The organism is Sphingopyxis sp. (assembly GCF_050916055.1).
Taxonomy (GTDB): Bacteria; Pseudomonadota; Alphaproteobacteria; order Sphingomonadales; family Sphingomonadaceae; genus Sphingopyxis.
Window position 1 is genome coordinate 2,345,899 of record NZ_CP051527.1, and the last position, 13,367, is coordinate 2,359,265.

Here is a 13,367-nt window from a genome sequence, read left to right on the forward strand (position 1 = left end):
GTCCTGAGCCTAAAATCCGCACATCACCGCAAAATCGCTGAGCCAGACCGCCGGACCTTCGCCGGTCCACAACCACAGCCCGCCGACCGCGACGAGCGCGAACAGCGCGAGCGCGATCGCATCCTGCCGCGCCGGCTTCATGCCGGTTGCAGCCGTCTGACCGGGGCGTCGGCGATCGGCAGATGGACCAGCGCCGCAAACAGCCCGAGCGCGATCGAAATGCCCCAGGCGATATTGTAGCTGCCGGTGGCGTCGAAGATCAGCCCCGCCATCCACGCGCCGAAAAAGCTGCCGACCTGATGGCTGAGGAACACGATGCCATAGAGCATCGAGAGGTAGCGGATGCCGAAGATGCGGCCGACTATGCCGCTGGTCAGCGGCACCGTGCCGAGCCACAAAAAGCCCATCGCGCCCGCGAACACCAGCGCGCCGGCATGGGTGAGCGGCACGAACAGGAACAGCGCGATGACCGCCGAGCGCGCGGCGTAAAGCGCCGACAGGACATGCTTCTGGCGCAGCGCATCGCCGGCGCGGCCGAAGATGTAGGAGCCGAGGATGTTGAACAGCCCGACCAGCGCCAGCACCTGCGCCCCGATGTCGATCCCCAGCCCCTTGTCGTCGAGATAGGCCGGCAGGTGGGTCGCGATGAAGGCGATGTGGAAGCCGCAGACGAGGAAGCCGGCGTTGAGCAGCCAGAAGCCGCGATGCACGGCGGCTTCGCGCAGCGCCGCGCGCGCGCTTTGCTCGACCTCGGCGGTCAGGCCCGGCCCGCCGTCGGTCCGCCCGGCGACGCCGATCGCGAGCAGGCCGCACAGCGCGACGAGTCCCGCCATGATCCACAGCGTCTCATGATAGCCGATATCCCGCAGCAGCATCGACGCCAGCGGCACGACAAGGAACTGGCCGAGCGAGCCGCCCGCGGTGACGATGCCGAACGCGCTGCTGCGCTTTTCGGGGCTGACGACGCGGCCGACCGCGCCGAGCACGACTACGAAGGTCGTCGCCGACTGCGCCATGCCGATGAAGATGCCGAAACTGATATGCAGCCCGATCGCATCGGTCGCGAACGCCGCGCCGATCAGCCCGAGCGCATAGAGCAGCGCCCCGGCGAGCACGACGCGCCCGGCGCCATGCTTGTCCGCGAGCGCGCCGACGAACGGCTGGACGAGGCCGAACAGCAGGTTCTGGAGCGCCATCGCGAGGCCGAAGTCCGACCGGCTGATCCCGATATCGACGCTCATCTGCGGCAGAAACAGCCCGAACGACTGGCGCACCCCCATCGCCAGCGTGACGATGAACGCCGCGCAGGCGATGACAATCCATGGGCGTTTCATGGGGGAGATGGCGGGAGAGCGCATCGAGGCCGGATGCGCCCTACCCCGCACGGCGTCAAGCGAGCTTAGCTATCGCTTTGCCTACTCGCACTTTCGTCACCCCGGACTTGATCCGGGGTCCATGACTCCGCCGGCCGAACGGACCCCGGATCACGTCCGGGGTGACGATGGAAAAGTGAAGCGCCGCATCCTCTTCCTTCCGCCCCAAAAGCTGGTTAGAGCCGACTCGAAATGACCGCATCCTCCCCCCTCGACGATTTCAAGGCCGCGCTGTCGAGCGTCGCGCGTGCGGTGACGCGCGATGCCGAGGTCGAGGTCGGCTTTACCGCCGACGCGCCGGCGCAGATCGGCAAGGCGATCAAGGTGCCGACGCCGTCGCGCACCCTGCCCGCCGAGCAGGTCGCCGAGGCGCGCGGCTTCGCCGATTCCTATGCGCTGCGGATGAAGCATCACAGCGAGAAACTGCACGCCGCCGCACGCCCCGCCGAACCGCTGGCCGCCGCGGCGTTCGACGCGATGGAGCGGGCGCGGGTCGAGGCGCTCGGCGCGCGCCATATGGAAGGAATGCGCGGCAATCTGTCGGCGGCGCTGGCGATGCGGATGCGCAGCGACCCGATCAGCCGCGCGCAAAGCCGCGACGAGGTGCCGGTGTCGAGCGCGCTCGAACTGCTGCTGCGCGAGGCGCTGACCGGCGACCGCGCGCCGCAGGGCACCGAAACCGGGCTGTCGCTGGTCCGCGAGTGGATTGCGCAGGACGCGGGCGCCGACATCACCGCGCTGTCGATGCTGCTCGACGACCAGGCCGGCTTTGCCGAGACCGCGAAGCTGGCGCTGCGCCACCTCGACCTGATCCACGGCGACGAGCCGCTGGAGGAAGGCGCCGAGGACGGCGGCGACGAGGACCAGTCGGAGGCCGAGGAGAGCCAGGAGGAACAGGACAGCGAAGACGGCGGCGCCGGCGAGAGCCAGGTCGACGCGCGCGCCGAGACCGCGGGCGACCAGGCCGACGACGGCGACAGCGATCCCGACGCGCAGGAGATGGAGGCCGATGGCGAGCCCGAAATGGGCGGCGAAGGCGACGAAGGCATGCTGCCGGTGCGCCCCAACCGCCTGCCGAGCGACATCCCCGACTTCAACTATCTGCGCTTTACCGACAAGCATGACGAGATCATCGCCGCGACCGAGCTGTGCGACGCCGACGAACTGACCCGCCTGCGCGCCTATCTCGACCAGCAGATGACGCATCTGCAGGGGGCGGTGACCAAGCTCGCCAACCGCCTGCAGCGCCGGTTGATGGCGCAGCAGAACCGCGCGTGGGACTTCGACCAGGAGGAGGGCCAGCTGGATGCGGCGCGGCTGGCGCGCGTCATCGTCTCGCCCGGCCAGTCGCTGTCGTACAAGATCGAGCGCGATACCGATTTTCGCGATACCGTCGTCACGCTGCTGATCGACAATTCGGGGTCGATGCGCGGGCGGCCGATCAGCATCGCGGCGATCAGCGCTGACATCCTCGCGCGCACGCTCGAGCGCTGCGGCGTCAAGACCGAAATCCTGGGGTTCACGACGCGGACGTGGAAGGGCGGGCAGAGCCGCGAGGACTGGCTCGCCGCCGGTCGCCCGGCGCACCCCGGCCGCCTCAACGACCTGCGCCACATCATCTACAAGCCCGCCGACGAACCCTATCGCCGCGCGCGCAAGTCGCTGGGGCTGATGATGCGCGAGGGGTTGCTGAAGGAAAATATCGACGGCGAAGCGCTGACTTGGGCGCACGCCCGCATCATCGGCCGCCCCGAGGAACGCAAGATTTTGATGGTGATCAGCGACGGCGCGCCGGTCGACGACAGCACGCTGTCGGTCAACCACGGCGCCTATCTGGACCAGCATCTGCGCCAGGTGATCGACTGGATCGAAACCCGCTCGCCGGTCGAGCTGTGCGCGATCGGCATCGGCCACGACGTGACGCGATATTACAGCCGCGCGGTGACGATCATGGATGCCGAGCAGCTGGGCGGCACGATGGTCGAGCAGCTGGCGGGGCTGTTCGATATCGACTGAGCGGCGGCGGTCCCAACGAAAAAGGGAGCGGCAGGTGCCGCTCCCCCCGCTATTTCTCCGATACCGGATGGTTACATTTTCTTGCCGGTCCATGCGGCGGGGTCGAACCCTTCGAGCGTATCGCCCTTGGTGCCTGCGGCGATTTCCTCGGCAGTCAGGAACTTGATCGCGACGCCGCCGGCCTTGGTGCTGCCCCAGCTCAGCGCGGTGATCTGGCTGTCGCCGTATTTCGCACCGATCACCGCGTCGGCGCCCAGCTTTTCGCCGCGTTCCCAGATTTCCGAATAGATCTTCTTCTGCGACGGCTCCTTGCTGAAAATCGTCGCCTTGCGGACCCCGGCGGTGACCACCCCGACGATCTTGTACGGTTTGTCGGTGATGTCGTGCGGGAAAACGGGCACGCCCATTTCCTCGTTGACCATGGCGTAGGTCACATCTTTTTTCTTCGCCGCAGCGGGCGTCGAGACGGTGATCGCGGCAACGGCGACCGCCGCCAGTAACTTGATTCGTTTCATTTTCTGCTCCCCCAAGTGGTCCGCATTAGTTCGTCGCCCGCCGCGCCGACGTCAAGCCGGATTCTGGCTTGGCAAATCGCCTCGATCATGGCCTAAAGCGCCAGGGGTTGCAGGGGGATAGCATGATATCGATTCAAGCCGCGGCGGCGGCGATCTGGCTGGCGGCGGCAACGCAGGCCGCGCCCGCCGACGCGCCGGTGCCGATCGTCGCCGCGGTCGAGCCGGCCACCGGCCAGGCCGCCGTGCCGCCGACCGAAATCGCCGTCGCGCCGCTGGTGCTGCGCCGCGACACGCCGGTCCATTTCATGGTCGTTTCCGAAGTCACGACGAAGACGCACCTCGCCGGGCACCGCTTCAAACTGCGCGTCGACAAGCCGGTGACCGTCGACGGGGTGGTGATCATCCCGGTCGGCGCGACGGGGTGGGGCGAAGTGCTGTCGGCGAAGAAGAGCGGCAACGTCGGCAAGGCCGGCGCGCTCGAAGCCCGGCTGCTCTATGTCGAACGCGGCGACGTACATATTCCGGTGAGCGGCACCAACAGCGCCAAGGGCGCCGGCGGCGGCGGCGAGACCGCGCTCGGCATATTGGCGCTCGGCCCGCTCGGCCTGTTCGCCAAGGGCAACAACGCCAAGATCAAGGCGGGCGAGCTGATGACCGGCTTCGTCGAACAGGATGTCGAAATCGCCCTGCCGGCGCCGGCGGTCCCGTGACCTGGCGCCGCACCGGGCTGGTCTGCCTCGCCATGACGCTGGCGGTGCCGGTCGGCGCCCAGCAGAGCCCCGCCGCATCGCCCGTCGCCGACGCGGCGGACGGGCGCATTCTTGTGCCCGCGGGAACCGTCATCGAACTCGTTACCACTAACGCCCTGTCCAGCAAGACCAACGTCAAGGGCGACCTCCTCCACCTCACCGTCGCGGCGCCGCTGATCGTGAACGGGGTGACCGCCATCGCCCCCGGCACCGTCGTCGTCGGCCAGGTGTCGAGCGCCGAGACGCGCGGCGCCTTCGGCAAACTGGGCAAGCTCGAGGTGCAGCTGCTGTACGCCGAGCTGCCGGGGGGCACGGTCCGCGTCAGCGGCACGATCGGCGCGCGCGGCAAGGCCGATGCCGGCGACGCCGCGGCGACCGCCGCCGCCTTCCTCGTCTTGCCCTTCGTCAAGACCGGGCGCAGCGCCGAAATCCCGGCCGGCGCCGCGGTCGCTGGACGGCTCGACCGCGATCTGTGGCTCGACCGGCGCTAACCAGTTCGCGCACCGACCCACAGGGTGACAACCCCTTCCCCCCTCGTTACAACCGCGTCGCGATGCAGCAGGGACTCGCGGCCTGACGACGAGCGCCGCTGCACCGATACCATGCTGAGGGTCGCCGGCATGACTTGGGGCCGCACCGCTGGGGTGCGCGGCTGAGGGGGCGACTGACACATGAAAAAAGCATCCGACCTGTTCATCGAATGCCTGGAGGAAGAGGGCGTCGAATATATCTTCGGCGTGCCGGGCGAAGAGAATCTGGATTTCCTCGACAGCCTGTCGCGGTCGACCAAGATCAAGCTGATCCTGACGCGGCACGAACAGGGCGCGGGCTTCATGGCCGCCACCTATGGCCGCCACACCGGCAAGACCGGCGTCTGCCTCGCGACGCTCGGCCCCGGCGCCACCAATTTCGTCACCGCGGCCGCCTATGCGCAATTGGGCGGCATGCCGATGATGATGATCACCGGGCAAAAGCCGATCAAGAAATCGAAACAGGGCCGTTTCCAGATTCTCGACGTCGTCGCGATGATGGGGCCGATCACCAAATTCACCCACCAGATGGCCTCATCGGACAATATCCCGAGCCGGGTGCGCGAAGCCATCCGCCTCGCCGAAGAGGAAAAGCCCGGCGCGGTGCATATCGAACTGCCCGAGGATATCGCCGACGAGCATACCGATTCGACGCCGCTGAAGCGCAGCCACGTCCGCCGCCCGACCGCCGACGTCAAATCGATCCGCGAAGCGGTGAAGGCGCTGGAGGAGGCGACCTCGCCCGTCCTCGTCATCGGCGCCGGCGCCAACCGCACGATGACCAGCCGGATGCTGCTGCAGTTCATCGAAAAGACCGGCATCCCCTTCCTGACCACCCAGCTCGGCAAGGGCGTGATCGACGAGCGCCACCCGAAATTCCTCGGCTGCGCGGCGCTCAGCGCGGGCGATTTCGTCCACCGCGCGGTCGAGGCGTCGGACTGCATCGTCAACCTTGGCCATGACGTGATCGAAAAGCCGCCCTTTTTCATGAAACAGGGCGGCCCGACGGTGATCCACGTGTCGACCAAGACCGCCGAGGTCGATCCGGTCTATTTTCCCGACATCGAGGTGATCGGCGACATCGCCAACGCGGTCTGGCAGATCAAGGAGGACATCGTCCCCAACGGTGGCTGGAAGGTCGACCATCTGCTTGCCTATCGCCAGGCCGAGGTCGCGCACACCGCGCCGCTGGCCGAGGATGCGCGCTTCCCGATCTTTCCGCCGCATCTGGTCCAGTCGGTGCGCGACGCGATGCCCGACGACGGGATCATCTGCCTCGACAATGGCGTCTATAAGATCTGGTTCGCGCGCGGCTATACCGCATACCGCCCGAACACCGTGCTGCTCGACAATGCGCTGGCGACGATGGGCGCCGGGCTGCCCAGCGCGATGATGTCGGCGATGCTCTATCCGGGGCGCAAGGTCATGGCGATCTGCGGCGACGGCGGCTTCATGATGAACAGCCAGGAAATGGAAACCGCGGTGCGGCTGGGGCTCAACATCACGGTGCTGATCCTCAACGACAACAGCTATGGCATGATCCGCTGGAAACAGGCGAACATGGGGTTCAAGGACTGGGGGCTGACCTATGGCAACCCCGATTTCGTCAAATATGCCGAGGCCTATGGCGCGCACGGCCACCGGGTGGAGAGCGCGGCGCACCTGAAGGAACTATTGGCGCACACGCGCGATACACCGGGTGTGCACCTGATCGACTGCCCGGTCGATTATTCGGAGAACGACCAGATTTTGAACACCGATATCAAGAAGCTGTCGAAGGAACTTTGAGTGCTTAGCCCCTCCCCTTCAGGGGAGGGGTTGGGGTGGGGGGCCTCGGCCTCGCGCCACCTCGATGGCCCCCACCCCCGGCCCCTCCCCTAAAGGGGAGGGGGGAGTAAGCGAATGAAACTTAAAGACGTCTACCCGCTCTACCTCAACAACAAGGCGGTGCAGCCGAACACCGACCTCGAGGTGATCGACAAATTCACCGGCGAGGTTGCGTTTCGCACCGCGCTCGCCACCCCCGACGTCATCGACGAAGCGATCGCCGGTGCCGTCCGCGCCGCCGAGCCGATGGCGCGGCTGGCGAGTTTCGAGAAGCGCGACGTGCTGTTGCATTGCGTGACGCGCTTTCAGGAGCGGTTCGACGAGCTTGCCTATGCATTATGCGTCGAGGCGGGCAAGCCGATCGCCGACAGCGAGGGCGAGGTCACCCGCCTGATCGACACGTTCCGCATCGCCGCCGAGGAAGCGACGCGCAATTATGGCGAGGTCCAGCCGCTCGACATTTCGGCGCGCGCCAAGGGCTATATGGGGATGTGGAAGCGGGTGCCGATCGGGCCGTGCAGCTTTATCTCGCCGTTCAACTTTCCGCTCAACCTCGCCGCGCACAAGATCGCGCCGGCAATCGCGATCGGCTGTCCGTTCGTGATGAAGCCTGCGAGCATGACCCCGCTCGGCGCGATCATCATGGGCGAAGTGCTCGCCGAATGCGACATCTTGCCCGAGGGTGCGTTCAGCATATTGCCCGCGAGCCGCGCCGGGGCCGATCTGTTCACCACCGACGAGCGGCTGAAATTGCTGAGCTTCACCGGCTCGCCCGGCGTCGGCTGGGATCTGAAAGCCAAGGCGGGCAAGAAAAAGGTCGTGCTCGAGCTCGGCGGCAACGCCGCGGTGGTCGTCGACAAGGACGCCGACCTCGACCATGCGCTCGCGCGGATCATCTTCGGCGGCTATTACCAGTCGGGGCAAAGCTGCATCCATGTCCAGCGCGTGATCATCCATGAGGATATCTACGACAGCTTCCGCGACATGCTCACCGCGAAGGTCAAGACGCTGAAATCGGGCGATCCGAAGCAGCGCGACACCTTCATCGGCCCGATGATCTCGGCCAAGGAAGCGCAGCGGCTGAAGGGCTGGATCGACGATGCGGTCGCCGCGGGGGCGACCCTGCTCGCGGGCGGCGGCTGCGACGGAAACATGCTCGAGGCCGCCTTGCTCGAAAATGTTCCGGCGGGCAGCGACGTCGTCGTCGAGGAAGCCTTCGGCCCGGTGGTGGTGCTCAGCAAATTCTCCCAATGGGACGAGGCGCTGGCCGAGGTCAACGACAGCAAGTTCGGGCTTCAGGCCGGGCTGTTCACCAGCGACATCCAGAAGGTGCTGGAGGCGTGGGACCATCTCGACGTCGGCGGCATCGTCGTCAACGACGTGTCGAGCTATCGCGTCGACAACATGCCCTATGGCGGGGTGAAGGATTCGGGGCTGGGCCGTGAAGGCGTGCGGTTTGCGATGGAGGATATGAGCGAAATCCGGAACCTGGTGATCCGGCGGACCTAACCGTCGCCCCCGCGAAGGCGGGGGGCCGCGGGCGGTTTTTTCCTTCATCGCCGCGTCAACCGATTGCGGCCCACGCCTTCGCGGGGGCGACGTGTCTTTGCCGCATCGTCACCAAACCGCCTTCAAACCGTCGCCGAACCGACGCGGTTTTGAATCGCACAGTGTCACAAATCTCCTGTCTAGGCCGGGAGCAGCTAAGGCTGCCCACGGAGCATGACATGGCATCGATTTCGACCCTGCCGATCCCCGCCCGCTTTCCCGACCCCTTCACCACCGATCCGCACGTTCCCGAACGATTGATCGGCGAGCGGCGGAGCTATCGGGCGGTGTGGGTCAGCGACATCCACCTTGGCACCCGCGGCTGCAACGCCGCGATGCTCATCGACTTCTTCGACCATGTCGATTGCGAGACGCTGTATCTCGTCGGTGACATCATCGACGGCTGGCGGCTGAAGAAGCGCCATTTCTGGCCGCCCGAGCATAATGACGTCGTGTGGCGGGTGCTGAAGCGCGCCAAGCGCGGCACGCGCGTCGTCTATGTCCCCGGCAACCATGACGAGATGATCAAGCCCTTCGACGGTTTCGATTTCGGCGGGGTCGAGATCCGGCGTGAGGCGATCCACGAGACCGCCGACGGGCGCCGCCTGCTCGTCGTCCATGGCGACGATTTCGACGCCGTGATGCTGGCGCATCGCTGGCTCGCCTTCGTCGGCGACGCCGCCTACACTGCGCTGATGAAGTGCAACGTGGCGGTGAACTGGGTCCGCCACAAGCTTGGCCTGCCCTATTGGTCGCTGTCGCTGGTCGCCAAGCACAAGGTCAAGAATGCGGTCCAGTTCATCGGCCGCTACGAGGAAGTCGTCGCCCACGCCGCCCGCTCACGGGGGGTCGACGGGGTGGTGTGCGGGCACATCCACAGCGCCGAAATGCGCGAAATCGACGGCACCGAATATTATAACGACGGCGACTGGGTCGAAGGCTGCACTGCGCTGGTCGAACATCATGACGGGCGGATGGAAATATTGCACTGGGCCGAAGAGGTTGCGGCGCGCGCGGTCCCGACCCGGCTCGAACTCCCCGCGCCGGCCCCGGCGCGCGCCGCATGAGGGTGCTGATCGTCACCGACGCGTGGGAGCCGCAGGTCAATGGCGTCGTCCGCACGCTACAGGCGACGATCGCCGAACTGCACGCCGAGGGGCATGAGGTCGGCATCGTGTCGCCCGACCTGTTCCGGTCTATCCCCTGCCCGACCTATGCCGAAATCCGTCTCGCCTTCGCCGGCAAGCGCGCCGTCGGGCGGCATATCCGCGCCTTTGCGCCGCAGGCGATCCATATTTCGACCGAAGGGCCGCTCGGCCTCGCGGCGCGGCGCTGGTGCCTCGACAACGGCTTTCCCTTCACCACCGCCTATCACACCCGCTTTCCCGAATATGTCGCGGCGCGGCTGCCGATTTCGGCCGCGCGCATCTGGGGCTTCATCCGCTGGTTCCACCGCCCGGCGCAGAATATCATGCTCGCGACGCGCAGCCTGGCCCGCGAACTCGCCGACCAGGGGCTGGGCCAGACGATGATGTGGGAACGCGGCGTCGATCATGCGCTGTTCCGCCCCGGCCGCGCCGCGCATCCCGCGCTCGCCGGCCTGGCGCGGCCGATCCAGCTCTACGTCGGGCGCGTCGCGGTCGAAAAGAATATCGGCGCGTTCCTCGACACGCGCCACCCTGGCACCAAGGTCGTCGTCGGCGACGGCCCGGCACTCGCCGACCTGCGCGCGCGGTATCCGGACGCGGTCTTCCTCGGCAGGCTTGGCGGCGAGGCGCTGGCGGCGGCCTATGCCGGCGCCGACGTCTTCGTCTTTCCCAGCCGCACCGACACCTTCGGGTTGGTGGTCATCGAGGCGCTGTCGTGCGGGACGCCGGTCGCCGCCTATCCGGTGCCCGGCCCCGGCGACATCGTCACCGACGGCGCCGGCGCGCTCGATACCGACCTCGATACCGCGATCGCCGCTGCGCTGGCGTGCGACCGCGCCGCCGCCGCCGCGCTCGGCGCGCGCTACGGCTGGCCCGCCTGCACCGCGCAGTTCCTGAAGGCGCTGACCTTCGTGCCGAGCGATCCGGTCGACCGCCCCTATCCGGCTCAGAACGCCTTGCGCCACTCCAGTTCGATGTAGCGGCCGAGCGGATCGATATAGCCCGGCTGATAGGTCAGCGGCACGACCCCGTTCGCATCGGTGATCCGCCGCTGGGCGTCGAACAGATTGTCGATCGACAGGCGCAGGCGCGATCCTTTCAGGAACGGCATGTCGTCGGTCAGCTTCGGCATCTGGTTGAAGTCGGCGAAAAAGCGCAGGTTGAAGGTCGCGAGGTCGCCGAAGTCGAGATCGCCCGCGCTGCCGCCGACCACCGTGCTGCCGCTGTCGTATTTCGCGCTGACCCGCGCGCCGAGCCCCTTGTAGAACACGCCGCCGTCGAGTTCGACGAGGTGGCGGTTGCTGCCGCCGCCGCTGCCCGTTGCCGACCCGCCGAGCAGGTCGAGTTCGGGGACGCCGGGGCCGATCAGCACTTTGTCGGTCAGCTTCACGGTGTGATAGAGCGACATCTGCCAGCGCCCGCCCTGCGGCGCGCCGAACATCCCGCCAGGACCGCCGCGACCGCCGCCGCCGCGGCGCATCCCGCCGCCGCCGCGCGGTCCGCGCGGGGCGCCTGCGGCCGCGGGCGGCGGACCGCCCTCACCGGCCGGACGCGCCGCAGCGTCGCCCTGCGCCGGCGGGGCGCCTTCGCCCGCCGGCGGGGCGCCGCCAGCCCGCTCGCGCCGCGGCGCATCGCCGCCGCCGCCGCGGCCTTCGGCTGCGTCATTCTGGCCGAAGCTGCGGCCGAAATTGAACCCCCAGCGGATCTGCGAATTTTCGCTGCGGTCGAAATTGACCGGGCGCTGGTCGAGCGCGATCAGGACGCCGTTGGCGTCGCGCGTCACCCGGTCGGGGAAAGCCGCCTCGATCTCGGGCGTCAGCAGCGGGAAACCGTTCGCGGTGTTGTAGCTTTTGTTGCTGTTGTAATTGACCGACAGGTTCAGCCCCTCGATCATCGGCGGCGACCAGTTCAGCCCCAGTTTGAAGTCGCGGCGCTTTTCGGCGAGCAGGAAGGGATTGCCCCCCGTCGTCGTCGCGATCTGCACCGTCTGGCCGGTGCTGAAGTCGTAGAAGGTCACCCCCTCGGTCACCAGCGGCGCGGCGCCGAGCTGGGTGACGCTGGGCGCCGCCTCGTCGCTGTTGAAGCTGGCGATCAGCGACAGATTGTCGGTGACGCCCCAGTTCGTCGTCGCGCCCCAGCTCGTCAGCGTCGCAAAATCGCTCGGCTTTTCGACCTGGCCGTTCAGCGTCAACGACACGCGCCCGAAATTCCCGACCTCATATTCCGGATCGAACAGCGGCACGGTCAGCGAGCCGAAGACGCTGGGCAGGTCGCGCGACAGGTCGGTGTTGGTGATCGTCGCGCCGCGTTCGGCGCGGCTGTCGTACCGCAGCCCGCTGTAGCCGCCGGTCACCGACATGCGGATCGGCCCCGCCCAGCCTTCGCCGAGCGTGCCCGAGAAGTTGGTGTTGGCGCCGAAACTCTGCTGGCTGCTGTCGAAGCGGTCGCGGGCGCCGCTCTCGCGTTCGGTGAAGGTGCGCGTGTCGGAGTCGGCATAATTGCCGGTGACCGACCAGCGCCAGTCGCCGATCATTCCGTTGACGCTGGCCGAACTGGTCAGGTTCTGCGAGCGGCTGTCGCGGCGCAGCGGATCGCCGGGACCGCCGAGGCCGGGGCCGAGCAGGCTGAGGCTGTCGGTCAGGTCGTAGCGCAGGCTGACCGATGCCTCGGTCACCTTGTCTATGTTGCGCACGATCGTGCCGTCGAGGACATATTCGTCGGTCGCCGACAACAGGCTGCGCGCGACCGCTTCGGCGGCGCGGACCTGCCCCTCGGGGCTGTTTTCATAGTCGATGTCGCGCTCGCTTTCGCGCAGCATCGTCGCCTGTTCCCATCCGGCGTTGACGTTGATGCGGCCATTTTCGCCGATCGCGACGAAGGCGGGTTCGATCTCGCTCTGGAACCGTCCCCCCTGCGTCGGGATGCCGGCTTCGGCTTCGAGCGAAACCTGGCGGAAATTGGGCTTGAGGACGAAATTGACGACGCGCTCGGTCGCGGCATAGCCATATTGCAGCGCGACCTCTTCGGGGAACACCTCGACCTTGGCGATCGCCTCGGGCGGCAGGTTGCGCACCGCACCGAAGCCCGAGATGCGGCGGCCGTTGACCAGAATAACCGGCCGCCCGCCGCCGCGCCCGCGGCCCGAACGGGTCTGCGGCTCGAGCGCCGTCAGCAGTTCCTCGATCGACGAGACGCCATAGCTGGCAATCGCCGCTTCATCGAGTTCGGCCTCGGCGGCGATGTCGGTGTCGAGCTGGCCGGCAAGCCGCGGCGCGGTGACGACGATCTCGTCTTCGACATAATCGTCATAGCCGTCGTCGCTGTCGCCCGGCGCCGCAGGCGTCGGTTCAGCGGGCTGTTCGGCCACCGCAGCGGCAGCCGGCGGGCCGACCTGCGCCTGCGCCATCGCAGGCAGCGCCAACGAAGCCCCCGCGGCCAGCAAGGCAGCGCGCGCGGAAATGGAGAAGCGGATCGTGTTCATGGGGGAGCCTTTTTTGTTTTGTCTTTGTCGCGTCTTTTTAGAGGACCGCGCTGAACGCGTGATGACGCCATGTCCCGGTCGGCGTTCAGTTATGTCGCAATTGTCGCAACAATGTGTCGGAGCCACGCACGTTCCACGAACCGTCGATATCGACCGCTGGACAGCATGGCGCCCTGCCCT

At 67.2% G+C, this 13,367-nt stretch carries 11 protein-coding genes; 7 read left to right on the forward strand and 4 right to left on the reverse strand.

The window, feature by feature from the left end; genetic code table 11:
• Window positions 1-9: 9 nt before the first annotated feature.
• On the reverse strand, window positions 10-141 hold the full coding sequence (locus HEQ22_RS11435) for a hypothetical protein (RefSeq protein ID WP_432768023.1): 132 nt from the start codon (window positions 139-141) through the stop codon (window positions 10-12).
• Complete coding sequence (locus tag HEQ22_RS11440; RefSeq protein ID WP_432768024.1) at window positions 138-1,334, reverse strand: MFS transporter; 1,197 nt, start codon at window positions 1,332-1,334, stop codon at window positions 138-140. Before HEQ22_RS11440 ends, HEQ22_RS11435 begins: the two co-directional genes overlap by 4 nt.
• Before the next feature lie 231 nt (window positions 1,335-1,565).
• On the opposite strand from HEQ22_RS11440, the gene cobT reads away from it, so the two are divergent.
• The gene (gene cobT, locus HEQ22_RS11445) at window positions 1,566-3,389 is read left to right on the forward strand and encodes a cobaltochelatase subunit CobT (protein ID WP_432768025.1); all 1,824 of its coding nucleotides are present in this window, start codon (window positions 1,566-1,568) and stop codon (window positions 3,387-3,389) included.
• Window positions 3,390-3,460: 71 nt separating this feature from the next.
• Here cobT and HEQ22_RS11450 read toward each other — a convergent pair whose 3' ends face one another.
• Window positions 3,461-3,904 carry a hypothetical protein gene (locus HEQ22_RS11450; RefSeq protein WP_432768026.1) on the reverse strand — a complete coding sequence of 148 codons (444 nt, stop codon included), beginning with the start codon at window positions 3,902-3,904 and terminating at the stop codon, window positions 3,461-3,463.
• Between the two features lie 122 nt (window positions 3,905-4,026).
• On the opposite strand from HEQ22_RS11450, the gene HEQ22_RS11455 reads away from it, so the two are divergent.
• The 6 genes from HEQ22_RS11455 to HEQ22_RS11480 all read left to right on the forward strand — a co-directional run bounded on the left by HEQ22_RS11455 (window position 4,027) and on the right by HEQ22_RS11480 (window position 10,686).
• Window positions 4,027-4,614: a hypothetical protein gene (locus tag HEQ22_RS11455; protein ID WP_432768027.1), complete on the forward strand. Its 588-nt coding sequence runs from the start codon at window positions 4,027-4,029 to the stop codon at window positions 4,612-4,614.
• The gene (locus HEQ22_RS11460) at window positions 4,611-5,144 is read left to right on the forward strand and encodes a hypothetical protein (RefSeq protein WP_432768028.1); all 534 of its coding nucleotides are present in this window, start codon (window positions 4,611-4,613) and stop codon (window positions 5,142-5,144) included. Before HEQ22_RS11455 ends, HEQ22_RS11460 begins: the two co-directional genes overlap by 4 nt.
• Window positions 5,145-5,324: 180 nt before the next feature.
• The gene (locus tag HEQ22_RS11465) at window positions 5,325-6,971 is read left to right on the forward strand and encodes an acetolactate synthase large subunit (protein ID WP_432768029.1); all 1,647 of its coding nucleotides are present in this window, start codon (window positions 5,325-5,327) and stop codon (window positions 6,969-6,971) included.
• 114 nt (window positions 6,972-7,085) lie between these two features.
• Window positions 7,086-8,519, forward strand: a complete 1,434-nt coding sequence (locus tag HEQ22_RS11470) for an aldehyde dehydrogenase family protein (RefSeq protein ID WP_432768030.1) — start codon at window positions 7,086-7,088, stop codon at window positions 8,517-8,519.
• A 218-nt stretch (window positions 8,520-8,737) separates the two neighbouring features.
• On the forward strand, window positions 8,738-9,625 hold the full coding sequence (locus tag HEQ22_RS11475) for a UDP-2,3-diacylglucosamine diphosphatase (RefSeq protein WP_432768031.1): 888 nt from the start codon (window positions 8,738-8,740) through the stop codon (window positions 9,623-9,625).
• Window positions 9,622-10,686 carry a glycosyltransferase family 4 protein gene (locus tag HEQ22_RS11480; RefSeq protein ID WP_432768032.1) on the forward strand — a complete coding sequence of 355 codons (1,065 nt, stop codon included), beginning with the start codon at window positions 9,622-9,624 and terminating at the stop codon, window positions 10,684-10,686. The genes HEQ22_RS11475 and HEQ22_RS11480 overlap by 4 nt, the downstream gene beginning before the upstream one ends.
• Here HEQ22_RS11480 and HEQ22_RS11485 read toward each other — a convergent pair.
• On the reverse strand, window positions 10,653-13,187 hold the full coding sequence (locus HEQ22_RS11485) for a TonB-dependent receptor plug domain-containing protein (RefSeq protein ID WP_432768033.1): 2,535 nt from the start codon (window positions 13,185-13,187) through the stop codon (window positions 10,653-10,655). The genes HEQ22_RS11480 and HEQ22_RS11485 overlap by 34 nt on opposite strands.
• Between the last annotated feature and the right edge of the window lie 180 nt (window positions 13,188-13,367).

Excerpts from the sequence above, each read along its gene's own strand:
- HEQ22_RS11435 (WP_432768023.1), bottom strand. The coding sequence starts at position 141 with ATGAAGCCGGCGCGGCAGGATGCGATCGCGCTCGCGCTGTTCGCGCTC.
- HEQ22_RS11440 (WP_432768024.1), bottom strand. The coding sequence starts at position 1,334 with ATGAAACGCCCATGGATTGTCATCGCCTGCGCGGCGTTCATCGTCACG.
- cobT (WP_432768025.1), top strand. The coding sequence starts at position 1,566 with ATGACCGCATCCTCCCCCCTCGACGATTTCAAGGCCGCGCTGTCGAGC.
- HEQ22_RS11450 (WP_432768026.1), bottom strand. The coding sequence starts at position 3,904 with ATGAAACGAATCAAGTTACTGGCGGCGGTCGCCGTTGCCGCGATCACC.
- HEQ22_RS11455 (WP_432768027.1), top strand. The coding sequence starts at position 4,027 with ATGATATCGATTCAAGCCGCGGCGGCGGCGATCTGGCTGGCGGCGGCA.
- HEQ22_RS11465 (WP_432768029.1), top strand. The coding sequence starts at position 5,325 with ATGAAAAAAGCATCCGACCTGTTCATCGAATGCCTGGAGGAAGAGGGC.
- HEQ22_RS11470 (WP_432768030.1), top strand. The coding sequence starts at position 7,086 with ATGAAACTTAAAGACGTCTACCCGCTCTACCTCAACAACAAGGCGGTG.
- HEQ22_RS11475 (WP_432768031.1), top strand. The coding sequence starts at position 8,738 with ATGGCATCGATTTCGACCCTGCCGATCCCCGCCCGCTTTCCCGACCCC.
- HEQ22_RS11480 (WP_432768032.1), top strand. The coding sequence starts at position 9,622 with ATGAGGGTGCTGATCGTCACCGACGCGTGGGAGCCGCAGGTCAATGGC.
- HEQ22_RS11485 (WP_432768033.1), bottom strand. The coding sequence starts at position 13,187 with ATGAACACGATCCGCTTCTCCATTTCCGCGCGCGCTGCCTTGCTGGCC.